This is a genomic window from Priestia sp. TRM10 (genome assembly GCF_057808375.1).
The window spans coordinates 400,426-423,429 of record NZ_JBJZOT010000015.1 but is presented as its reverse complement, the minus strand read 5'-3'; the positions used below and the strand labels follow the sequence as shown (position 1 = coordinate 423,429).

Annotated in this window: 17 protein-coding genes; 12 read left to right on the top strand and 5 right to left on the bottom strand. The window is 37.0% G+C overall.

Going from position 1 to position 23,004, the window contains the following annotated elements:
* Positions 1–42 precede the first annotated feature (42 nt).
* From ACK3CR_RS18890 to ACK3CR_RS18845, 10 genes are all read left to right on the top strand, one after another.
* On the top strand, positions 43–1,377 hold the full coding sequence (locus ACK3CR_RS18890; RefSeq protein WP_243518749.1) for a sodium-dependent transporter: 1,335 nt from the start codon (positions 43–45) through the stop codon (positions 1,375–1,377).
* Between the two features lie 272 nt (positions 1,378–1,649).
* A complete protein-coding gene (locus ACK3CR_RS18885; protein WP_243518750.1) occupies positions 1,650–2,414 on the top strand; it encodes a vWA domain-containing protein in 765 nt (254 codons plus the stop codon).
* 9 nt (positions 2,415–2,423) lie between these two features.
* The gene (locus ACK3CR_RS18880; RefSeq protein ID WP_328122630.1) at positions 2,424–3,191 is read left to right on the top strand and encodes a hypothetical protein; all 768 of its coding nucleotides are present in this window, start codon (positions 2,424–2,426) and stop codon (positions 3,189–3,191) included.
* Positions 3,192–3,202: 11 nt separating this feature from the next.
* Entirely contained in the window at positions 3,203–3,547 is a 345-nt protein-coding gene (locus ACK3CR_RS18875) for a hypothetical protein (protein ID WP_243518755.1), read from the top strand.
* 10 nt (positions 3,548–3,557) lie between these two features.
* Positions 3,558–7,577 carry a type VII secretion protein EssC gene (gene essC, locus ACK3CR_RS18870; RefSeq protein WP_488975937.1) on the top strand — a complete coding sequence of 1,340 codons (4,020 nt, stop codon included), beginning with the start codon at positions 3,558–3,560 and terminating at the stop codon, positions 7,575–7,577.
* A 202-nt stretch (positions 7,578–7,779) separates the two neighbouring features.
* Positions 7,780–8,052, top strand: a complete 273-nt coding sequence (locus ACK3CR_RS18865; protein ID WP_061805366.1) for a WXG100 family type VII secretion target — start codon at positions 7,780–7,782, stop codon at positions 8,050–8,052.
* A 124-nt stretch (positions 8,053–8,176) separates the two neighbouring features.
* Positions 8,177–10,810 carry a tetratricopeptide repeat protein gene (locus ACK3CR_RS18860; RefSeq protein ID WP_488975936.1) on the top strand — a complete coding sequence of 878 codons (2,634 nt, stop codon included), beginning with the start codon at positions 8,177–8,179 and terminating at the stop codon, positions 10,808–10,810.
* Positions 10,811–10,825: 15 nt separating this feature from the next.
* Positions 10,826–13,558: a hypothetical protein gene (locus tag ACK3CR_RS18855; protein ID WP_488975935.1), complete on the top strand. Its 2,733-nt coding sequence runs from the start codon at positions 10,826–10,828 to the stop codon at positions 13,556–13,558.
* Positions 13,559–13,722: 164 nt separating this feature from the next.
* Positions 13,723–14,727 carry an ADP-ribosylglycohydrolase family protein gene (locus ACK3CR_RS18850; protein WP_488975934.1) on the top strand — a complete coding sequence of 335 codons (1,005 nt, stop codon included), beginning with the start codon at positions 13,723–13,725 and terminating at the stop codon, positions 14,725–14,727.
* Between the two features lie 71 nt (positions 14,728–14,798).
* Entirely contained in the window at positions 14,799–15,464 is a 666-nt protein-coding gene (locus ACK3CR_RS18845; protein WP_488975933.1) for a hypothetical protein, read from the top strand.
* Positions 15,465–15,531: 67 nt separating this feature from the next.
* Here the strand turns inward: ACK3CR_RS18845 and ACK3CR_RS18840 are convergent, their stop codons facing one another.
* Positions 15,532–16,305 (bottom strand): DeoR/GlpR family DNA-binding transcription regulator, encoded by a 774-nt coding sequence (locus ACK3CR_RS18840; protein WP_243518767.1) that lies wholly within the window; start codon positions 16,303–16,305, stop codon positions 15,532–15,534.
* Between the two features lie 209 nt (positions 16,306–16,514).
* Between ACK3CR_RS18840 and ACK3CR_RS18835 the strand changes: the two genes are divergently transcribed.
* Positions 16,515–17,300, top strand: a complete 786-nt coding sequence (locus ACK3CR_RS18835; RefSeq protein WP_488975932.1) for a triose-phosphate isomerase — start codon at positions 16,515–16,517, stop codon at positions 17,298–17,300.
* A gap of 108 nt (positions 17,301–17,408) precedes the next feature.
* On the opposite strand, the gene ACK3CR_RS18830 is transcribed toward ACK3CR_RS18835, so the two are convergent.
* The 4 genes from ACK3CR_RS18830 to pdxA form a co-directional block, all read right to left on the bottom strand.
* Entirely contained in the window at positions 17,409–18,365 is a 957-nt protein-coding gene (locus ACK3CR_RS18830; RefSeq protein WP_488975931.1) for an aldo/keto reductase, read from the bottom strand.
* Between the two features lie 80 nt (positions 18,366–18,445).
* Positions 18,446–19,432, bottom strand: coding sequence for a 2-keto-3-deoxygluconate permease (locus tag ACK3CR_RS18825; protein ID WP_124049161.1), 987 nt, complete (start codon positions 19,430–19,432; stop codon positions 18,446–18,448).
* A 96-nt stretch (positions 19,433–19,528) separates the two neighbouring features.
* Positions 19,529–20,890 (bottom strand): four-carbon acid sugar kinase family protein, encoded by a 1,362-nt coding sequence (locus tag ACK3CR_RS18820; RefSeq protein WP_488975930.1) that lies wholly within the window; start codon positions 20,888–20,890, stop codon positions 19,529–19,531.
* Positions 20,891–21,061: 171 nt separating this feature from the next.
* Entirely contained in the window at positions 21,062–22,084 is a 1,023-nt protein-coding gene (gene pdxA / locus ACK3CR_RS18815; protein WP_243518775.1) for a 4-hydroxythreonine-4-phosphate dehydrogenase PdxA, read from the bottom strand.
* A gap of 423 nt (positions 22,085–22,507) precedes the next feature.
* Here pdxA and rpiB point away from each other — a divergent pair, with 423 nt between their 5' ends.
* On the top strand, positions 22,508–22,972 hold the full coding sequence (rpiB, locus tag ACK3CR_RS18810; protein ID WP_480380388.1) for a ribose 5-phosphate isomerase B: 465 nt from the start codon (positions 22,508–22,510) through the stop codon (positions 22,970–22,972).
* The last annotated feature ends 32 nt before the right edge of the window (positions 22,973–23,004 follow it).

The following is a 23,004-nucleotide window of genomic DNA, read 5'->3' as shown; positions in this document are numbered from 1 at the left end:
AACATAGAAACAGTGGTTTGTTTTATGAGAAAGGGGCTTTTTATGGAAGACAGTAATAAATGGTCGTCGCGGCTAGGTTTTATTCTAGCATCCGCTGGAGCGGCGATTGGATTAGGTGCCATTTGGAAGTTTCCGTACGTAGCGGGAACGAGCGGAGGAGGCGCATTTTTTCTTTTATTTATCATTTTCACACTTTTTGTTGGGCTACCTCTTTTACTTGCTGAATTTGTAATTGGACGTAGTACTGGAAAAGAAGCAGTTAGTGCTTATAAAGCGCTTGCTCCAAAAGGATGGCCGTGGATTGGAAAACTTGGAGTAGCAAGTAGCGTTTTACTTTTAGCTTTTTATAGCGTTGTAGGCGGTTGGATTCTGCTTTACACGATTTTAAGTATTTCTGGAGATTTACTTGGAAAAGAGTATGGTCCACTTTTTGATACAATTATTGCTAACCCTTTTGTTGTAGTTGGAGCTCAGGCGGTCTTTCTACTCATTAATATTATTGTTGTATCTGTTGGCGTTCAAAAAGGAATTGAGCGTGCAAATAAGTATATGATGCCTGCTTTATTTATTTTCTTCATCGTGCTTGTTGTTCGCTCTCTAACTCTGCCAGATGCAATGGAAGGAGTTCGCTTTTTTCTGAAACCAGATTTTAGTGCGATTACAGGTCAGTCTGTTTTATTTGCACTTGGACAATCGTTCTTTGCGCTTTGTGTTGGACTTTCTTGTATGGTTACGTACAGTTCATATTTAGATAAAAGCGTCAGCCTTACTCGTTCAGCAGGGAGCGTAGCTCTTTTAAATATTTTCGTGTCGCTTCTTGCAGGGCTTGCTATTTTTCCAGCAGTATTTTCATTTGGAATTGAGCCAACGGCAGGACCAGGTTTATTATTTGTTGCTCTGCCATCTGTGTTTGAACAGATGCCGTTTGGGGTTGTTTTCTTAACAATCTTTTTAATTCTATTTTTATTTGCAACGTTAACCTCTTCTTTTTCAATGCTTGAAATTATCACTTCTGCATTAGGAAAAGGAGATGTAGAGAAACGCAAGAAATTTTCGTGGATAGGGGGAATTATCGTCTTTGTTGTAGGCGTATTCCCAGCTCTTTCTTACGGAGCTCTCAGCCATGTTACTCTATTTAATAAGAATATCTTTGATTTGTTTGACTTTTTAGTAAGCAACATGATGCTGCCACTTGGAAGTTTAGCTATCTCGATTTTCGTTGGATACCGTATGAAACGAGAAACTCTCTTAGAAGAATTTCAAGCTGGAAGTTCAATTGGAAAACGAGTGTTCATTTTGTGGTTGTTCTTACTCAAATATCTTCTGCCTCTCATTATTATTGTGGTTTTTTTAGGCGGATTACCTATTTGGAAATAATAAAACTTCTAATTGCTTACCTCTGTTTTGTTAAAACCCACCCAATGAGTAAAAAGTTGGATGGGTTTTTTAGTTCTTTTGACCTCTTTTTCGAATTTTATGATGTAGTTTGATAGTCAATGTGAGACCTTTTCCATATTTCCATCCTTCTGTAAGAAAGATAAAATATGTATATTGAAAGAGAATTTGCTATAAATATTACCATTTGGTAAGAAGGTACTCTCACAAACCTTGCCTTATGAAAAAAAGAGAGAGAAAGGAAGGCAACTGGCATGAGTTATGAAAAACAAGCAACGCAGGGAACGCCTGCTTATATTATTTATTTGTTAGATATTAGTGCCTCAATGAACGGGATGATGAAATCTGGTCAAGGTGAAAAAAAGCGAATTGACGTTGTTGCGTCTGCTCTACAATCTGCTATTCGGCAGATGGTATTTCGTTCTACAAAAGGTAGTCGATTGAGCCCGCGCTATCGCGTATCTATCTTAGCATATAGTGATTACGTTTTTGACGTATTGGACGGCCCGAAAGGAATTGATGAGCTCGCTGGTAAACCACCGCTTAAAAATATCAAAACGCAGCGCTTTACAAACACAGCGAAAGGCTTTCAGGCTGTGGAAGACCTTCTAAAGGAAGAACTTCCGCATCTTCAAGAATGTCCTGCTCCACTTGTATGTCATATGACAGATGGAGAATATACAGGAGAAGATCCAGAAGCAATTGTTAAAAGAATACAAGGATTAACTGTAAAAGATGGTAATGTACTTGTTGAAAATATTTTCATCTCCGATGACATTTTAAAAGAACCTGTTTTAGATCCCAAAAAATGGGGTGGCATTCAAGAGCAAACAGCGTTTCTTGATCAATATGGAATGAAGCTAAAAAAGCTATCTTCTCCTATTCCTGAAAGTTACCGAACAATGATGAATGAAACAGGATATAGCATTAAAGAAGGAGCAGTCATGATGCTTCCTGGGGCAAATGAAGATCTTGTGTCCCTCGGCTTTCAAATGTCGGCTGCAACTCCTGTTAGATAGGAGGAAACAATGAACGGTTTTAAAAGTAATCAGCGAAAAGAAGAAGAGCTATGTTTTTTAAATACTGACTTCTTTCAGCTTTGTTATGGTTTCTACAGGGCTCGCGAAACAATGGAGAACGAAGAAAAGAGTCAGGATTATCTTGTCTTTCAAGAAGAAAATGGCACACTTGCTTTTGCTCTTTGTGATGGTGTTAGCTTGTCTTTTTATGGAGATGCTGCAGCAAGATTTTTAGGAGATAAGCTTGTTGCTTGGCTTATGAAGCAAGATGAACTTCTGTATGAAGAAGGAGAGACTCTTTTTCCTGCTTATTTAGAGACGTTAACAGAAGAAGCGACAAAATATATAGAAGCTGTGCCTGTACATTCATATCTTCCCCCATTAGTGAAGAGCGTACTTGAAGAAAAACGAGATAACGGAAGCGAGACAATGTTTGCTTGCGGGCGAATTGATGCGCTCTCTAATGGACTATATCGCTTATTTTTAAGTAGTGGAGGCGATATTAGAGTACGCTTTTTTTCAGATAATGGAGAGGCAGTTTATCAAAGTAAATTAGAAACAGGGGTAAGATGGTCAACGAAAAGAGGGCTTATAGGTGAAAAAGCCAATATAGTGATTCAAAAATCATGTGCGTTTCATAAACTTCTTCTTTATTCAGATGGTTTGGCTTTCTTAGATGGAAAAGAGATAGGAAATGACGAGATAAAAGAAGCTATCTCTCATAGCTTATCCACACCTGAAAGTGATGATATCTCTCTTTTAGAAATTACGTTATAGGAAGTGATGATATGGAAGAAATTATTATAACGTTCATTCATGGAAAAGAAGAGCTTGATCTGCTGCTTCCAAATGATATTGAAGCAAAAGAAGCAGCAAGCCTTCTAGCAAAGCATTTTCAACATGCGTATAAAGGAATGGAGCCACCAGAGATTGAATATTCTTTCGACCAAAAACAGTGGTATAAAGCAGATCCAGAAGAAACGCTAGAATACGCAATGATTTGGGACGGCGTATTCTTGAGACTCTGTAAACAAGGCATGTCTTCATTACCAACTATTTATGAAGGAAAAGATGAACAAATTGAAGAGCTTGTAGAACGCTCTGATGATTATGTGTGGAAAATGATTCAATAAGGAGGACGTTATGAGAAAATCACCATACTTTAAACGTTCACCTCGTTTAAAGCTTGCTTTACCAACAGGGAAAATGGTTGTGCATAGTCCAAAACAAGAACCGCAGGAGCCGAAATTTTCATTTGAATCAATGGTTATTCCTATATTTCTAACGGCTGCAACGGTTGGGATTATGTTTTGGCTGTCCAAAACGGTTATGAACAACAGTATGTATCCAATTTTTATGCTTGCGATGAGCGTACCCATGATTGGTTCTTACACAGCTACAATTGTGATGCATTTTCGCAAAAAGAAAGCACATAGAAATGAAGTCGAAACATTACATAGAGAATATCTAGAGCAAATTGAAAAACATCAAAAAGAAATTGAAGACATCCGTTCTGATCAAGAAGCGTTTTTACGTCAGCATAATCCACACCCTGATCATTGTTTGGAGCGGATTCACCAGCGTAAAAGTACGCTTTGGGAGAGAACGCCGCAAACAGATGACTTTTTAGAACTTCGCGTAGGAATCGGAAAACGACCGTTTCAAATGGAAATAGAAGTACCAAATCAGCAAGGATATGATGTAAACCTGCTTATTGCGGAAGCTCAAAAATTACAGGAGCATTATCGTGAAGTGGTGGGGGTACCTGTTACCATTCCGTTAAAAGAAAAGCGTGTCGTTGGTCTTGTTGGAGACAGAGCGGAGATTTTAAACTTAGCACGCGTTCTTTCCTTACAGCTTGTGACACATCATTCACCTGAAGAAGTGAAAGTTGTCTCAAACTACAATGAAGAAGAGGAAGAAGAATGGTCGTGGATGCGCTGGCTGCCCCACACGTGGAGCCAAGGGCGAAAGCTACGCTATATGGCAAAAGGGCAAGAAGAGACAACAGAGCTGTTTGAGACGCTTTACAGCATGTTAAATATTCGTAGACTTGAAAAGGGAGCCGACAATAAAAAAGAAGCGCATGTGCCTGAGTTTGTGTTCTTTTTAAGCGACTTAACGCTTTTAGAGGATGATCCACTGCTTCCGCTTCTTTTAAATCAAGAAGAAGAAATTGGAGCTTGTACGTTTTTAATGTCTCCTGAAAAAGAGACGCTGCCAATGGAATGTGAACTTATTATTGAAGTGAAAAATGGCGTTGCTAAGCTTTACGAAACATTTGCTGGTGAAGATGAAATTCAATATTTCACAGGCTCTGAAAAAGTAGCTATTGATCAGTTTTCCTTAAAAGAAGCAAAAGAAATGGCCAGAGCAAGCGCACCGCTTCGTGTAAAAGAGTCGGCGTCAATTAATGTACCGAACGTGCTCACGTTCTTATCAATGTACGAAAAACAGCGTGTTGAAGAATTAAATGTGCTTGATCGTTGGAATGAAAACCGTTATCCACTCACGCTTCCGGTTATTATCGGAGTGAGGGAAGGAAATAAGCCCGTTTTCTTGAACATCCACGACAAAATTGAAAAGGGCGGGCATGGTCCCCATGGTTTAATGGCTGGAACAACAGGTTCCGGGAAAAGTGAAGTGATTCAGTCCATCATTTTATCACTTGCCCTAACATATCATCCGCACGAGCTTTCTTTTATGCTTATTGACTATAAAGGCGGAGGAATGTCCAATACGTTTGACGGTCTTCCCCACGTTGTAGCAGCGATTACAAACTTAGAAGATCCAAATCTGATTCAACGGGCTAAAACTTCCCTTCGAGCAGAGCTTGAACGCCGACAAAAGCTGTTTAATAAAGCAGGTAATCTTCAGCATATCGATGAGTATTTTAAATCAGATTGGCGTTTTAAAGAGCCGCTTCCACATTTATTCATTGTTATTGATGAATTTGCTCAACTGAAAAAAGAGCAGCCTGAATTTATGGATGAGCTTGTTAGTATTGCCGCGATTGGACGTACGCTAGGTGTTCACCTTCTGCTTGCAACCCAAAAACCAACTGGAGTTGTTAACGATAAAATTTGGAGTAACTCGCGCTTTAAAGTGTGTTTACGTGTACAAGATGAAACAGACAGCCGAGAGATGATTAAAATTCCGAATGCAGCGGATATCAATGTGCCAGGACGAGGCTATTTTCAAGTTGGAAACAATGAAGTGCTTGAATATTTCCAATCTGCATGGAGCGGGGCTCCTTATCATCCAGAGAAGGAAGAACAAGAGCGACAAATCGAGATTGCTAAAATTGGGCTAAATGGAGCGCGCTCCTATTATGAAGCTCTAAAATCTGAAAAGGAAACAGAGCAAAAGCAAATCAATGCGCTTATTCACTATATAAGCAATGAAGCAAAACTTGCGGGTATCGAACCGCTACAAGGACCGTGGCAGCCTCCGCTTCCACAGTCATTACCGATTACCGACCTCATTGAATCAGAAAAGTGGAGTGTTGAGCGCTGGCAAGAAAAGAAAGAAGGTTTGATTATTACATCAGGACTAATTGATGATGTTCGTAATCAAACACAGTTTCCAATTTCAATTGACTTGGAAGCAGGACATTTTCTCATCTACGGGATGCCTGGTTCAGGAAAAACATATTTCCTTCAGTCTGCGCTTTTATCCTTGTTTTTCAACTATGCGCCAAGCGAGTTGAACGCATATGTGATTGACTTTAGTCGTCAGTTTCATGACTTTAATTACTTCCCGCATGTTGGAGATGTCATTGGAGAAGAACAAGAAGAAAAAATGATGCGCTTGTTTAAATTTCTTCAAAAAGAACTGCGTTTACGCATTTCTCTTTTCTCTGAGCATGGAGTAAGTTCACCTGTGAACTACCGACGTTTAACAGGTGAAGAGTTGCCTGCTATCGTTGTAGCGATTGATGGCTACGCCACATTTAGAAAGACATTTGAAGAAGAAAATGAGCAGTTTGAGTACTTGCTTCGAGATGGAGCGAAATATGGCATTTATTTCATCACAAGTATTAACCAAGCAAATGATATGTACGAGCGATATCGCAATAACTTCCAATCAGCGGTAGCTTTTGAGCTTGCAGATCGTTCAGATTTCCATTTTGCAGTTGGAAGACCTGACTTTGCTGCAACAGACTTGCCGCCTGGACGAGGGTTTATTAAAGGAAGCACTCCACCATACATGTTCCAAGCAGCAACTCCGTATGAAGGAGAAGACGAACTTGAGAAAATGAAATTTCTGCAGGGCTGGGGAAAAAGAATGAAGGAAGAAAATAAAGGCAGTGAAGCATTCTCCATTCCGCTCGTCCCAAAACTTGTTACACTAAAGGACCTTTATAACCGAAGAGATCGAATTAAACCGAAAACATTGCCATTTGGCCTCGAAAAAGAAGATTTAAATGTTCTATCGCTTGATATTGAAGAGGAGAACCATATTATTGTCTCAGGACGCATTGAGTCAGGAAAAACCGCTCTCCTCCAAACATTGATTTTAGGAATGGGTAGACAATTTAGAAGTGATGAGATTGACATATATCTTATCGAACTTGAGCCAAAACGCAATGGAATGCTTACACTTGCTTCTCTTCCACATGTAAAAGGCTATGCAACAGATCTTACGCAAGCAAACGAGCTTTTTGATGAAATTGAAAGAGAACTCGCAACGCGAGAAGGTGCTTCACTTGATTTCGGAAGTTTTCAAGATGAAGAAGGCCCAACATACAAACCGCTCATTATTGTTGTTGATGATGGAGAGAACTTTATGAGCCAAGTTTCCATGGACTTTAACATCAAACCAAAGCTTGAAAATATCACCAAAACAGCTCGGCAAAAAAATGTACACTTTATCTTTGCTGGAAGTGTAGGAGGATTCACAGCATACGGCCATGACACATGGTTTGTAAACCTTAAAAAGAAATTCACGGGCATTTTACTTGGCTCAACAATGTCAAATGACCTTTATTTCTTTAATATGAGGTTAACGCATAGTGAAACAGACCGAGAGCTTCCAACAGGAGAAGGTTTTATTATAAGAGGACAGCATGAGAAAATCAAAGCAGCTCTTCCATTCCTCGACAAAGAAGAACAAAAAAGCTTGCTTACGAAATTATCGAAAACTAAGGATTTTGTTGAATAATGTCGAATTGGGTGTGTATAGAACTAGAACTATAGGATTATAAAAAATATTAGTTTAAAGAGAAATTAGTAGTATATTCCTTAGTTGAATGGTTATAAAGACTTAAATTCCTCTAAAACTATTTAGTTTCCTATAAAGTTATAATATATTATTCCATGTAATATATTTACTCTATTTGAATATAAAGGAGCTGCAAAATATTATGTCAATGAAAATTCTTGTTTCACCAGAAGAACTAGATGGAATTTCAAGACAGTTTAAAAACGGTGCAGATCAAAGTCGTCAACAATGTTCAACTTTAAGAAACGCACTACAGTCTCTTGATGGACGCTGGGATGGAGCAACAAAACAACGTTTCTTCACACAGTTTGAACAGTCTCAAAAACATATGGAAGCATATACACAGTTACTTGATTCTATTGGTCAAGAGTTAGCTGATATCGCAACACGTTTCCGTCAAGTTGACGGTCAATAAGACCATGATTGGAGGAAGGCTAGCTACAGCAAAGGTAGCTAGCCTTTCTTACGATAAATCAAAGAGCAGTTATTCAAATAAAGAGTAAATCGTTTTAACTATAAAAAGAATTGAGGGTATGCTTATGAGCTTTCATCCGGAAGTTGGCGATGAGATTAAGCTTTTCTCGACATCCTACTCATTTACAAAACATCCTGCTGTTGTTGGAATAGATATGCCTTACGGACAAGAAGGCAGACAAGGTACCGTCTATCAGCTTAAAACAACAAAAGCAGGGAGAAAAGACTTTGTAGCTCTTAAAGTATTTCGCGACCGCTTCAGAGGCCCCAATCAAGTAGGGGTTGCTCAAGATATTAAGCCATATGCTGAATTGCCTGGCCTTCGCGTTTGCGCGCGAAAAGTCGTTGAAATAAAAGAACACGAGCACTTGCTTTCCACTTATGAAGATTTGCAATATTCCTTAATGATGCCGTGGATTGAAGGTCCGACATGGGCAGACATTATTGTTGATGAAAAAAAGATAACAAGTGATGAAAGTTTATACATAGCATGTATGTTTACATACATTTTACGAGAGTTAGAGCAGCGCGAACTTGCACACTGTGATTTGTCCTCAAGTAATATTATTCTTCCATTCTTTTCAACTGAACGAAGAGATGGGGTTGGGAACATTGAATTTGTTGACGTTGAAGAAATGTATGCGCCACATCTGACAAAACCAAAGTCTTTGCCAGGCGGATCTTTCGGATATGCCCCTTACTATATTAAGGAAGGAAAATGGTGTAAGGAAGCGGATCGTTTCTCAGGAGCTGTCCTACTAGCTGAGATGATCTCTTGGCATAGCGATGAAGTGAGAAAAAATAAAGCAGATGATGCAAGCTACTTTAAACCAGATGAAATTGGCCAAAACAATGATCGATTTAAGCTTCTATTAAAAACGATAAGTGGAACGCTTGGACCAGAAAGCAAGAACTTGTTCAAGAAAGTTTGGAAGAGTAAGAAGTTAGAAGATTGTCCAACGTTTAAGGAATGGTATAATCTTTTCCCTGAAAATGTTAGAAATCGAGTTGAAGAAGATGTCACACGCATTCAAGGTGAAAAAGGGGATAACGAATTATCGGTTCAGGACCACCTTGACATTGCGGCGAAATTTGAAGGGTTAGGTCAAAAAGACGCAGCAGAGCTTGAGTATCGCTATGTTGTTCATCATTTTCAAGAACATAAATCAATTGTTAAAGAGATTGAGATGTTTCTTGATCATCCTTATGAAGAAAACAGCAGACCTTTTATTGTCCAAGATTACTTAGAGGCCGCTGCTCATTTTGAGAAGCTTTATGACTATGACCAAGCGCTTCTCTTTTACAAACGAGCAAGCATGCTGCCAAGTATTGAACCTTCTTTTAAAACAGAGCTTCAGTTCATTATGAGCGAGCTTGCGGAAAAGCGGGACGAGGAGTCAGGACAAAAATCAACGACTGAAACATTTCAGGAACTACTGAAAGAAGATGAAGAAAAGCGACCTGTTACACCAATTCAAACAAGACCCTTTACACAAGAAGCAAAAAAACCTGCCAAGCAAAAGGTCGGAACGTTTGTTAAAAAGCGTTGGATTATGATTTCTGTTGTGACGCTTGTTATTGTCACAATTGGCGTCACTGTCTGGGCTTTCCGTTATTCAGCAAATGAGAAGTGGGAAACAACGCTTGCTCATGGAACAGAGGCATATGAAAAAGGCGATTACCTTCAAGCAGAAGAGTATTTTAAGAGCGCAATGGAGCAAAAGAAAAAGCCTGAAGTATATTTGAAACTTGGTCAACTTTACTTAGCAACAGGTGAAAATGATAAAGCATCAACGCTTTTTGATGAAGCATTTCAGCAAAAAGAGCTATCGAAAAGCAGCCAAAAAGCAAACTACCTAGCAGGGCAGTCTTACTACAGAGAAAAAACGTATGCAAAAGCCATTTCTTATTTTGAACAAGGATATGAAGCAAAGAAAAGCTCGTACTACAACCGCCTTGTTCATGATTTAGTTGAAAGCTATATTGCGATTGGCAAGCTAAATAAAGCAAACTATATTGTTGAAGATATTCCGCAAGATGACGCTGAAAGTCAAGCTCTTTATCAATATTTAAAAGGCGAGCTTTTCTCTGTTGTTGAGCGTTATGATGAAGCTCTTACGTACTATAAAAAAGCAGTGGAGCTTGAAGGAACGCGAGATCGCCATGTTGAAGCCCTTTCAGATACGTATGCGCTTATTAATGCGATGCCAAGTACAACAAATGAACAAAAGCGAGCTAACTATGAAGAAGGCATAAGCATTCTAGCTGTTGTGTTAAAAGAAGAGCCGAAAAACGAACAGCTCTTAGCGCGTCTTGGACGCATGCACTACGATTTCGGACAACTGCTTACAGAGCTGAACGATAACGGATCCACAGCGCAATATCGAAAAGCGCTTGATGATTATAAAACAGCATTAGGTCTTGGTGTGAAAAGTGAGAACCTCCTCATTAACACCGCTCTTGCTAGCAACAAAGTGGGAGATAAAAAAGGAGCTGAAGCGTACTTTAAGACAGCGCGTGAGGACTATCCAAACAGCAGCAATACGCTGTTTGTATACGCTAAATTCAAGCTTGGTGAAAAGCAATACAAAGAAGCTGAAACTTACTTCAACCAAGTAATTGAAATGAATGATAACGAAGAATATGTTCAGTCTTCAAAAGATGCTGTTCAAAAGATGAAAGAAAGCAATTTACTTTAATTGGGAGGGAACAACGTGGAAGAACAACAAAATGAGAAAATGTCACCAAAAGCAAGATGGATTATCGGGGGCATTGTCACCATTTGTCTTGCAGTTCTGATCGTAGTGGCAATTCAGCTTAATAAAAAGCAGGAGCCAGAAGTAGCGACAGAAGCAACGCAGGATAAAAAAGAAAAAACAGCAGATGAGCAAATTGGAAGCGACCTTGAGAAAGCCTTAAGTGAATTAAAGAAAGATAAAAGCAGTGACGATAAGAAAACAGATAGCAAAGATAAAACAACGACAACAAAATCAAGCGATCCGTTTGCTTATCTTTTTAACCCATCAAAATCAGAAGATCCTTTAACATTCCTAAGCATTGATCCAACAGAGCTTCCAGATGTTCCAGAGCCTGTTGTGAGTAAGACGGATGATGTAGCAGGGGTGCAGGATGACAAAACGCCGAATGGTCCTGTTGCTGTGCTTCCAACGGATTTAAATCAGAGCCCACTACCGACTGTTGATGATCCAAAGCTTTCGGGAGGGAGTTTAGACTTAGGGGAAGATAATGATACTGATAATATTCCTAGCGGTGGGGGCTTAGTGCCGCCTTTAGAAGACAACGAGCAAAATCAAGGAAACAACGATCAAAATCAAGGAAACAACGATCAAGGTCAAGGAAACGACGATCAAGGTCAAGGAAACGACGATCAAGGTCAAGGAAACGACGATCAAGGTCAAGGAAACGACGATCAAGGTCAAGGAAACGACGATCAAGGTCAAGGAAACGACGATCAAGATCAAGGAAACGACGATCAAGGTCAAGGAGATAACGACCAAGGTCAAGGAAACGACGATCAAGGTCAAGGAGACAACGATCAGGATCAAGGAAATAATGACCAAGACCAAGGAGATCAGCCCCTTAAGAACGTTTCTATTGCTCTTCCAGAAGAAACATATGATCGTTTAATATCTTATAAAAAACAACAGCAAGTCTATAATGCCCTTTATTATGGGAATAAAGAGGACTTAAATGATCAAAAAATTGTTACCCTATTGGACGAGATGCTTAGAAATTACAACAATGCAAACGATACAGATATTACAGCACGTCAGCTTATTCAATCTTTAAACCAGTCTCAGCTTAATGATGAGCAAGCTAGAGTATACAATGCACAGCTTGCAAAGCTTAAAGAAGAAATTGAAAAAGTTACGCGTGAAGAATATGTTGATGTTTATGTTATTAACGTAGGAAGCTCCAAAGATCAGCTTTATTACGCTGGTACATTTAAAGACCTTTTAAACGGAAACAAGGATGAACTGGAGAAAGCGAAAAACAGCGAGATGGCTTTAGCAGATCAAAAAGCAAATGAAGCTGCTGAGAATTTAAGAAATAACAAGCTAGATGAGCTGCAACGTAAAGCTAATCAAAAAGCCCTTATTGAAGCAATTAACAGCTATCAACTTATTGCCAATTATTCAACTGAAGCTGGAAACGAGGCAGAAGCTAAACGAAACGAAGCCCTTCGTATCCTTAGCGAATCAGTGGAAGTTTCAGATGAGCCTGAAATAGAGAAGAATGATACAACTAAAGTAGAAACAGATGATGATGATAATAAGACTGAATCAAAAGTTGATGATCAAAAAGAACTTAAAAAGTCTCTTAATCAGTTGATGGAAGAAGGGGAATATATCCAAGTTCTTCAACAAGCTTCAGCATATGTAGAAAAGTATCCAGAATTAGAAGATACTATCAAGGAAGCAAGTGAGAAGCTTCTTGAACAATCTATTAAAGATATGAAGAGCAATAATGCTTACACAGATGAAGATACGAAGAAATATCTCTCTCAAAGCTATGCTGCTTTAACTGGACTATCAACAGTACCAAGTGAAATTAGTGAAAAAGCACAAGATGAGTTCTATGGCTATCGCTTAGTTATGCAAGCTGAAAAACTAATTGACGAAGATCCAACACAAGCCGTTATTTTTGCTCATGAAGGCTATAAACGACAAGAAACAGATGGAGCAAAAGTTGTTCTACAAAAAGCGAATACAGCTTTAAGTGAAAAAGCGGTAGGCATGGAGCAAGAACAAGCTGAACGTGCATACGAGATTCTAACAGTAACAGCAAAAGATGTAAATGAAGATATCGCGCAAACGGCTGTTGACCGTAAGACAGCTTATGGATATGCTACAACTGGTAAAGATCTTCACGAAAAAGGTAATAATCAAGAAGCTCTTGTCTACTTTAGTGAAGCAAACCGACTGTATCCAGAGAAAGACTTGACATCGACAATAATGAAGGAAACGGCTCAAGCATTGTTAGATGAAGTAGGTACAGAAGACGTTACCGAACAAATTAAGATCTACAATTTGTTAGTAAATGTAAAAGGTCTTGATGAAAGTATAAAAACTCAAGCAGAAAGTCGTAAGACAGTGATTGATATACTTGATCGAGTAAATACTTTAGAAAAACAAGAACAAAATGTAGAAGAAAACAAACAGCAAGGGCTTTATTACTTAAATGAAGCAGTTGGAGCATTAGAAAACACCGGTTGGTCTGATGAAGAAAAAGCAAAAATTCAACAGCGTTATGATGCTCATGTAAGCAGTATGTTAGAACAAGCTCAAACATGGAGCACAGGAAGTGAAGAAGAGAAAGTGAAAGCTGCAACTTACTATAAAGCCGTTGCTGAGATTGGTAAATATGCAGGGGAAGAAACAATAACAAATGCTAAAAAAGCATTAAATGATCTTGGATATGAGTAATAGATAAAGAGGCCGGAGAAATCCGGCCTTTACTGTATAAAAAAGTTATAGGTTAAAAGTGAAATAGAATGTGAGGGACATGATGATAGAGTGCGAAAAATATTTAGAAAAAGTAAAGGAATATAAACATAAAGGAGAAGGTGAGATAAATGGAAGGAAGAAGAATGTTAGATCGATGGGAAGATGATGATAAGTCACATTTAGCTTTAAATATAAAATGGCGAGCATGCCCAACTCTTTACGGAGGCATTATTGGAGATATGTTAGGAGTACCTGTAGAGTTCAAAAAAAGAGGTACTTTTCATATTGATGATGTCACGGGATATGGAACATATAATCAGCCACCTGGTACATGGTCGGATGATACGTCAATGACTTTATGTTTAGTCGAAAACTTAACGGAAAATGGTAGTCCGCTAGGTTTGATGAAGAAGTTCGTACAATATGAAGAGAATGGCTACCTTACTCCTCATGGAAAGATGTTTGATATAGGAATCGCTACCGTAAAAGCAATTAGACGTTTTAAGGAAGGAACACCGTTAGCACAGTGTGGCGGAACATCTGAATATGATAATGGAAATGGAGCAATTATGAGGATAGCTCCATTAGCCTTCACCTTAGATGATGATTTTGACTTTGATAAACATGTTAAAATCATTAAACAATATACGGAAATAACACATGCGCATCCACGAGCTATTGTAGGTTCTTTTATTTATGTAGAACTGTTAGTTAGAATGTCTCTGAATGACTCCCTTGAAAAAGCAATTCAAAATATACAGCTTCTTTTTAATCATATTTTTAATGAAGATCATTCCTATCAAAAAGAACTTCAGCACTATGAAAGAATATTTAAAGATAATTTCTTTAACACTCCAGAAGAAGAAATTTTGTCAGGTGGTTATGTAGTACATACTCTAGAAGCAGCTATATGGTGTTTAGGGACGACTTCTTCTTTTAAAGAAGCTGTTTTAAAAGCCGTTAATTTGGGAGATGACTCAGATACAGTAGGGGCGATAACAGGGGCTTTAGCAGGAATGTATTATAAGATGGAAGGTATTCCTAAAGATTGGTTAGAAAAAATAGTGAGAAAAGACAAAGTTGATAAGTTAATCAAAGATTTCTGTGCCGCTAGAGTAGAACAATATATAAGAAAAGGAAAGTATTGATGATAGTTGTATTGATTTAGTAAAGCACCCTGTTCAAAAATACTACATAGCTAGCTAAAGGAGCACTACAAATGAAAAAACTAGCCTGTTTCCATGCTCATCACTCAAATATTGAACATATTGAGGCATCATTACGCAATATGGATATTGAACTTCTACATTTTGTAGATCCAGGTCTTGATACTCGTAAGAATGATCAAAGTTTTACTGTTAGTGATATACAAAAGAAAATAGGGGATACACTAAATTGGATAGCTAGCACAGGAGTTGATGGAATTTTAATTACGTGCACGTTTTTTACAGCATATCTTAATGAAGAGAAATTGGGGATTTGTATTCCTATTATAAAAATTGATGCTCCTCTATTCCATAAAATTTGTGAGAAAGAGACGCCTCAAACACTAGTTTTTACGAATCCTGAAACAGTTAAAGGGACAATGAACCAATTAGATATGTTCGCTGACCGGTATCAGAAGAAGATTAATATTACACCAATCTTAATAGAAGGGGCCTTCGAGTTTGTTATGAAAGGAGAGAAAGAGAAATATAAAAGAATAGTAGAGGAACGATTAGAAAACCTTCTAAACGAGGGAAGAGATATATCGCTCTCTGTTGCACAGCTTTCTATGGCTCCACTAGCTCAACATGTGGGGGAGAAGACAGGCATTTGTATTAATACTCCTCTAAACCTGCTCGAAAGCCATATAAGAGAAGCGTTAAATTGTCCTCATGTATAGATTGTAAAAGCGCCGTTTAATATAAAGGATTATATTAAACGGCGCTTTCTATAGAGGATAAGGCTAGTTAATTCGCAATTTCTATAATTTTCCCGTGGGAAGTAAAATATTCATTTATCTCGTCAGAAACTTCTTGATCCGTAATTAATACATCCACTTCACGTGTATGAGCAAAAGTAGCAATAGAGTTTTTGTTGATTTTACTATGATCAAGTAAAGCAATTGTTTTATTCGTAACAGCAACCATTTCTCGTTTTAATTCTACTTCATATAAGCTAAAATCAGTAAGTCCGTCTTTTGTATTGAAAGCATATGCAGAAGTAAAAAGGATATCAATATTAATCTTTCTTAAGAGCTCACATCCTAGTAGGCCTTCAACAGAATTAGAAGAGCTTCGGACAATCCCACCGATTACAATGACTGTTAAGTATGGGTTTTCTTTAAGCAATGATGCTGTTGATAAACCGCTTGTTACAACAGTTAATCTCATTGTAGAATCCCTTAACAGTGTTGCAAGCTCGAAACAGGTAGAACTTGCGTCTAAAAGAATACATTGACCTTCTTCTATATGTTTAATCGCATATGAAGCAATTCTCTGTTTCTCAGTACGATATTTCTTTTCACGTACTTCATATTTTTTATCTACTACATCTATACCTTTTTCTTTAATCATGGCGCCACCATGGGTTCGGTTTAAGAGCCCTTGTTTCTCTAATTGGCTTAAATCAGAACGAACTGTGGCTGCGGAAAAGTTAAGAAGTTCTGTTAATTCATTTACAGATACTGTTTCTTTTTCTATAACAATTTCCAAGATTTTATTTCTACGTTCATCCGCATACATAATATTTCCCACCTATTTTTTAAAATTAGATTACCTTTTCCATTTTTATTCGTTTTTAAAAATGACAAGAGAAGATAATTATTTTTTTCGTTTATTTTCTTTATTATTAATATTACCATAAAAAACAAAGAAAACGATAACAAAAGATAAAAAGATGATATAATAAAGAATGAAGTTAGGGATGAAACTATTAGGGAGCGGATATCAAAATGGATAAGGTATATGTTGGTACTAACTGGAAAATGCATAAAACGATTGAAGAAGGACAAGTTTACTTTAGAGAGTTGCAGAAAATAGCGAAAAACAAAGACCTGAGTATGCAGCTTTTTATTATTCCTTCGTATACATCATTATTTCCTCTAAAAAGAGAAATAGACTCTAATATTTTATTAGGAGCACAAAATATGCATTGGGAGGATGAGGGAGCCTTTACAGGTGAAGTTTCTCCTACTATGTTAAAAGAAATAGGAGTAGATTTAGTTGAACTAGGTCACTCTGAAAGACGTCAATTTTATAATGAAAATGATCAAGACTTAAATAAGAAAATTCAAGCTTCTTTAAAACATAACATTACCCCATTAGTTTGCATTGGAGAACACATAGAACAAAAAGAGTTTGGTATTAGTAGAGAATCTCTCTCCATACAATTGAAGGTATGTTTAAAAGGGGTATCTCAAGAACAAGTAGAGGATGTGATGATTGCTTATGAGCCAGTCTGGGCAATTGGTGAAGGAGGGGTCGAAGCTACGTCAGAATATGTTCATCAGATGCATAATCACATTCGTAACGTACTTGTAGAAATGTTTGGGCATGTAGGAAATAATGTACCTATCTTATTTGGTGGAAGTGTAAATAGAAAAAACGCAATAGATTATTTACAAGGTGAAAATGTAAATGGCTTATTTATTGGACGTTCTGCTTGGGATCTACAAAAATTTGAACCAATACTAGATGATATTGAAAGATTCATTCAAAATAGCAAAGTAGCTAAATAAAAGGAAAAAAGAAACCGATGTAATTGAGCACTTTACACGTTCAATTACATCGGTTTTGTTTTAACATTATAGAAAAAAGCGTAGATTAGATTTGCTCTGCTTACTTTATCACTTCTTGCTGTAGATAAGATCGTTAAAAATAGCATCAATCTCATCTAGATCCTGATTTGTAAGTGAAATGTCCAGAGCGAGCAAATGATCACTTACTTGTTCCGGAGACTTTGCGCCTGGAATTACAATATCAATTCCTCGCTGGGATAAGAGCCATGCGAGAGATAAAGCAGCTGTCGAGGTGTTTTTCTTATTTGCGATTATTTTCAGTTGTTCCACACGTTGAAGATTATCGATAAATTGTTTTCCTTTTAAGACATCAAGTCGTGTACGCCAGTCATTTCCTTGAAATACGGTATCAGGTGTATATTTCCCACCTAATAAACCATATGATAAAGGTCCGTAAGGGATAAAAGAGATATTGTGTTTGATACAGTAAGGTAGTAATTGATCTTCAGCATCTCGTTCAATTAGTGAATAACGATATTGAAGAGCATTAATAGAATGATTTTGGTTTGCCTCTTTTAATTGAGCTAGTGTAACGTTAGAAACTCCAATATAACGAATTTTCCCCTCTTGACGAAATGTCTCTAGAGCCCCAATTGATTCTGAAATAGGGATGGTTTTATCCGGATAATGAAGATAAAATAAATCAATATAATCTGTTTTTAGACGTCGCAAGCTGTTTTCGAGCGTTTCTCTCAGATAAGCTGGGGAACCATCCATAATAATTCCATTTGATGTAAGTCGATGAGCTCCTTTGGTTGCTATTACAACTTGTTCGCGGTTATGTTCTTTTAAAACTTCCCCAATTAGTTCCTCTGAGTGTCCATTCCCATAACGAAAAGCTGTATCAATAAAATTGATTCCTCTTTCCAAAGCATGATGGAGTGTTTTTTTTCCTTTATCATCCTCTATATTATTGAAGATATTATATCCACCAATAGCATTTGCTCCTAATCCAATAGGAAGAACGTCTATTTTTTTGTTTTCACTTAGCAATGTTTTAATCATAATGACATCTACTCCTTAAAAATGAAAATTGTTGGTTGAAAGAGAGGACTCAATCAATCAACAATTTTTTGTATTCTCTATCAAGCTGTACTGCTATTATCAGAAATATCTGATATTTTAGCTTCTTTAATATTTCTTTTCTTTTTAAGCCTTTTATCTAAGAATGCAATAAGTAGTGGGCAAAGTAACATTGTAATAATACTTGCTGTAGCAAGCTGGGCGGTAGCAGCATCTACAAAACGTTGTAGAGAAGGGTCAGCTTCAGCTATAATAGCAGGAGTTAAAGCTGAACTTGCAGCTACTGTGCCAAGGGCAGCTCCGAGAGCGGTTTTCTTTTTTAAGAACAGATTGTATAGGAAGTAAAAAAGAAAACCTGTAAGAAATGCAATTAAACCAAGTAAAATACCTGTAATACCAGCCGTGAAAATAGTATTGATATTAGAGTTAGCTCCGATAGCAAAAGACATAATAATAATAATAAGTGGCTGTGCTTTCGCACAAAGATCACGAAACTGTTTATCAAGATTTCCCCAAACGACACCTATTAGAAGGGGAATAATCATGGCAATTAATGATTCAAAAGGAATACTAGCAAGTCCAGTAGCGCCCAAGGCAACCATGCTTACAAATGGCCCATCTTTAATACATAGAACAGAAATGGCTCCGGCATCACTTGAATCCCCATAGTCTGAACAAAGTGCAATATATAGTGAACTATTAGAGCTAGTTAGTGCACTAATAAGTACAAGTGTCGATAATCCTAAGATTCCTTCAGGACCAAACATAAGACCAACAGCCCAGCCTATACCCGCACCAACAATAAATTTTAAGCCAAGTAACACAGAACCTTTATAGAGAGGTAAACCTGCTTGTTTTATATTAATAGAAGATCCACAAATCAGTAAGAATATCCCCATCATTGCTGATGATCCTTCTTTAAATAAGGCCGTTGTAGGACCACCAACTGACATAACACTAGGGATAAATGTATTAATTAAAATCGCGGCCAATAAGGGAATAATAATTAATCCTCCAGGGACCTTTTGCATTTTATTTAAAATATTCATATTATCACACCTTTTTATAGGAACTACTAACTCTATCTTTTAACTTGAGAAACGAATAGCTTAAATCATAAGTTACTATGCTGCCTTACATATTTGTTAATGGTTTAAGGTCGTTTTTGCACTGGATTTTAAGGATTCTTCAAAGATTCTTCTTATAATAGAGATTGCTGTATTTTCCTTACCTGTTAATCCACCTTTGCCAACAACAATAAGTCCGTCATATTTTCCGCCAATGATTCTTCCTAAATCAGCCTGTGGGATTACATAATCAATTAATTCAATTCCTTGTGCACCTAGCAGACGAAGAACGCTTACCATAGTATCCCCGCCAGTCAAATAAATACCTTTAATATCGTCTATTCTATTATTTAGTAGGTTTTTAACGATTTCTCCTAGTCCTGTATTAATATTGCGAGCAGCATCTCCTGGTTGTAATCCATAATATGCTTCCTTCTCTTGTAAATTAAGGACATTCCCGTTTAAGGCACTTTCTAACAATATAACTCTAGAAGTTTGCGATTCTAAAGCAGCAATAGCCTTCTTTGTTGAGCGGTGTATTTCTAAAAATGCGTGATTTCTCTTATCAATGAGTAACTCCGCATCAACAGATATCTGATAAGTACCACTCTCTGAAGATAGCGCTTTCAATTGAGTTTTAGTAACGGGGGAGGCACTACCAGCAACAGCTAGAACGGTTCCTTTTATCTCTTGTTCAATAGTATAGTTATCTATGATTTGTTCGTTATGGGAACCATAACCTTTTAATATAGCTAGCTTTTCTGAAAATGGACCAGGATCAATAGCTAAAACATTCCACTTTAACTCAGTTACAGCTTCTGCAATTGTTTCTACATCCTCAAGTGTCACGGCATCTATAATAATTACTCTTGCATTGTTCTCTCGCTTTTCGACTAGCGTTTGTTTTAATTGTTCTTTTCCTAAGAGTACATCTCCTAATGGAATAATACCTATTTTTTGTTTTGTTTGCTGTGCCATAAGGCTTGGTACATGCGTCTCTGTAACAGGGGTTCTTACATCATTTGCTACAGGGGTTTTAGATAAAGCAACTCCATCAATCAAGGAATAGCCACCTACTAGAATTCGGTTTGATTGGGGCATTGTTGGAACCATAATGGCTATTGTATCAGAATCTAATTCTTCAAGCATTGCATCAACTTCAAATCCAATTCCACCCCTCATCGTTGTATCAATTCTTTTTGAAAAGTAAACAGCACCATGATTTTTTAATGCACGTACAGCTAATTTAACCCTATTCTGTGCGTCTTCTTTTTTTAAATGTCTACTGTCGCTGCTAAGAACCATTGCTTGATAGTTCGTTCTTTCCTCGAGTGATTTTTCATCAAAGAAAGCCGCGGTCGAGATACCTGATTTAGCTAATAAAACACCAACTGTAGTGGCCCCTGTTAAATCATCTGCCACTATACCTATTTTGCCCATTTTGTACCCTCCAACTTATTGAAAATTTAGGTTTAACGAGAAAATGCTTATAAAAGGTAAGCATTCATAGTTAGATAACGTTTTCATAAAGGTGTTAGAATGGATAATTATGTTACAACGTTGATTGATATAGAAATTCTTGTTCCTATATCAATCAACGGGAAATTATATTTATTTATAAGCTAAATTCTTTTGTTTCATTTTCCAATAATCTACTGCAACAAGAGTTGCTTCAAGCATACTTACAGAGCCAGCAATTCCTTTTCCTGCAATATCAAAGGCTGTTCCATGATCAACAGAACTTCTCATAAATGGCAGACCCCATGTAATTGTAATAGAACGCTCAAAATCTAGGGTCTTACAAGCAATATGTCCTTGATCGTGATATAGAGATAGAATAGCATCATATCGTCCTTGTAAACCTAAATGGAAAACAGAGTCGGCAGGTACTGGGCCAACTGCATTGATTCCTTGTTCTTGAGCGGTTTGCACAGCAGGAATTAAATGATCAGCTTCCTCAGTTCCAAATAAACCGTTGTCAGAGGCATGAGGATTTAAGGCTGCAACAGCGATTTTAGGATTTTTAAGACCAATGCCTACAAGTTCTTTATTAATTTGATGAACAGAGTCTAACACTCTTTCTTTTGTAGCATAATCGCAAGCTTCTTTAAGAGCTTTATGGCGGCTAACAAAGAAAACTTTTAAATTACGACAATTAAACATTGTTAATGCATAATCTGAGTGTGTTAGTTCACCGTAGATTTCAGTGTGACCAGGTTGAGGACAATTTGCAAGTTTGATCGCCTCTTTATGTATTGGTGCAGTAGCAACTACATCAATTTCCTTGTTAAGCCCTAACTCTATTGATTTTAAAACATAATCATATGACATTTGTCCCGCTAATTTTTGTACTTTCCCATACTCAATACTTTCACAGTCATAGCTGCCAGTTTCCAACACATCAATAATTCCATATTGAAATTTACCTTCAGAAGGGTGATTAATTTTGTTTATCTCAAAATTACACTTTTTCACTTTCATTGCTCTTTTGACAATATCGATAGATCCGATAAGAAAAGGCTTACACTCTTGATAAACTCTTTCTTCTATAATGGTATCGAGAGTAATTTCTGGACCAATTCCAGCAGGATCTCCAATCGTAATAGCTACAATAGGTAATGATAAGTTTGACATGATACTCGCTCCTTCTAAATTTATTAGATTAATTTAAAACTTTAAATAACTTGAGAGAAATATAGAGAAAAATAAAAGACATTCTATAGCGCTTTCAAATTCTATCTAAATTTATTTTACGTCTGTTTTCGTTATTTGTCAATTACTTTTGTATTCGATAAAAAACAACAAATAACGAAAGTGATTGATTATATATAATGAGCTATACAAGCTATGTATAATAGTTTTTTTAGTTTGTCAGCACTTTATTAACCCTCTATCTATAGTATATGAAGTTTTAATGCAGTTTAAAAACCAATGCAATTATTTTTTAGTAAATATATGATTTTCGTTTATTTTTATTTTATTGAATGTATTGACAAAAACGAAAACAAATGAAAATATATAATTAGATAAATTATTAAACTATGAGGAGTGTTAATTATGAAAATTGGAATTGGAGCAGATCATAATGCATTTGAAATGAAGAAGAGCTTAAGTGATTATATTCAAGAATTAGGACATGAGGTTGTAGATTATGGGTGTGGAGATTCTTGTACAGAAGTGGATTATCCGAAAGTTGCCTTTGAAGTTGCCGAAGATATTAATAAAAATACAATTGAAAGAGGTATTTTAGTTTGTGGAACTGGAATTGGGGTTGCAATTGCTGCAGGTAAAGTGCCTGGTATTCGGGCAGCACTTTGTCATGATACATATTCGGCAGAACGAGCTCAAAAAAGTAATAATGCCCAAATTCTCACAATGGGAGCAAAAGTAATTGGAATAGAACTGGCAAAACAAGTTGTGAAAGTGTATTTAGAATCAAGCTTTGATGGTGGAAATTCAGCTAGAAAAGTTCAACAGATTAATGATAAAGAGCAAGAGTTTTTAAACCATATCCAAGTATAATAAGAAGACATAAATTCCATCCATTCTTCGCA

What these genes read in the sequence shown, in the direction of transcription:
- ACK3CR_RS18865 (WP_061805366.1), top strand. Translation starts at nt 7,780, where the DNA reads ATGTCAATGAAAATTCTTGTTTCACCAGAAGAACTAGATGGAATTTCA.
- ACK3CR_RS18830 (WP_488975931.1), bottom strand. Translation starts at nt 18,365, where the DNA reads ATGATTAAAACATTGCTAAGTGAAAACAAAAAAATAGACGTTCTTCCT.
- rpiB (WP_480380388.1), top strand. Translation starts at nt 22,508, where the DNA reads ATGAAAATTGGAATTGGAGCAGATCATAATGCATTTGAAATGAAGAAG.
- ACK3CR_RS18880 (WP_328122630.1), top strand. Translation starts at nt 2,424, where the DNA reads ATGAACGGTTTTAAAAGTAATCAGCGAAAAGAAGAAGAGCTATGTTTT.
- ACK3CR_RS18820 (WP_488975930.1), bottom strand. Translation starts at nt 20,890, where the DNA reads ATGGGCAAAATAGGTATAGTGGCAGATGATTTAACAGGGGCCACTACA.
- ACK3CR_RS18825 (WP_124049161.1), bottom strand. Translation starts at nt 19,432, where the DNA reads ATGAATATTTTAAATAAAATGCAAAAGGTCCCTGGAGGATTAATTATT.
- ACK3CR_RS18835 (WP_488975932.1), top strand. Translation starts at nt 16,515, where the DNA reads ATGGATAAGGTATATGTTGGTACTAACTGGAAAATGCATAAAACGATT.
- ACK3CR_RS18850 (WP_488975934.1), top strand. Translation starts at nt 13,723, where the DNA reads ATGTTAGATCGATGGGAAGATGATGATAAGTCACATTTAGCTTTAAAT.
- essC (WP_488975937.1), top strand. Translation starts at nt 3,558, where the DNA reads ATGAGAAAATCACCATACTTTAAACGTTCACCTCGTTTAAAGCTTGCT.
- ACK3CR_RS18875 (WP_243518755.1), top strand. Translation starts at nt 3,203, where the DNA reads ATGGAAGAAATTATTATAACGTTCATTCATGGAAAAGAAGAGCTTGAT.
- ACK3CR_RS18860 (WP_488975936.1), top strand. Translation starts at nt 8,177, where the DNA reads ATGAGCTTTCATCCGGAAGTTGGCGATGAGATTAAGCTTTTCTCGACA.
- ACK3CR_RS18840 (WP_243518767.1), bottom strand. Translation starts at nt 16,305, where the DNA reads ATGTATGCGGATGAACGTAGAAATAAAATCTTGGAAATTGTTATAGAA.
- ACK3CR_RS18890 (WP_243518749.1), top strand. Translation starts at nt 43, where the DNA reads ATGGAAGACAGTAATAAATGGTCGTCGCGGCTAGGTTTTATTCTAGCA.
- ACK3CR_RS18885 (WP_243518750.1), top strand. Translation starts at nt 1,650, where the DNA reads ATGAGTTATGAAAAACAAGCAACGCAGGGAACGCCTGCTTATATTATT.
- pdxA (WP_243518775.1), bottom strand. Translation starts at nt 22,084, where the DNA reads ATGTCAAACTTATCATTACCTATTGTAGCTATTACGATTGGAGATCCT.
- ACK3CR_RS18845 (WP_488975933.1), top strand. Translation starts at nt 14,799, where the DNA reads ATGAAAAAACTAGCCTGTTTCCATGCTCATCACTCAAATATTGAACAT.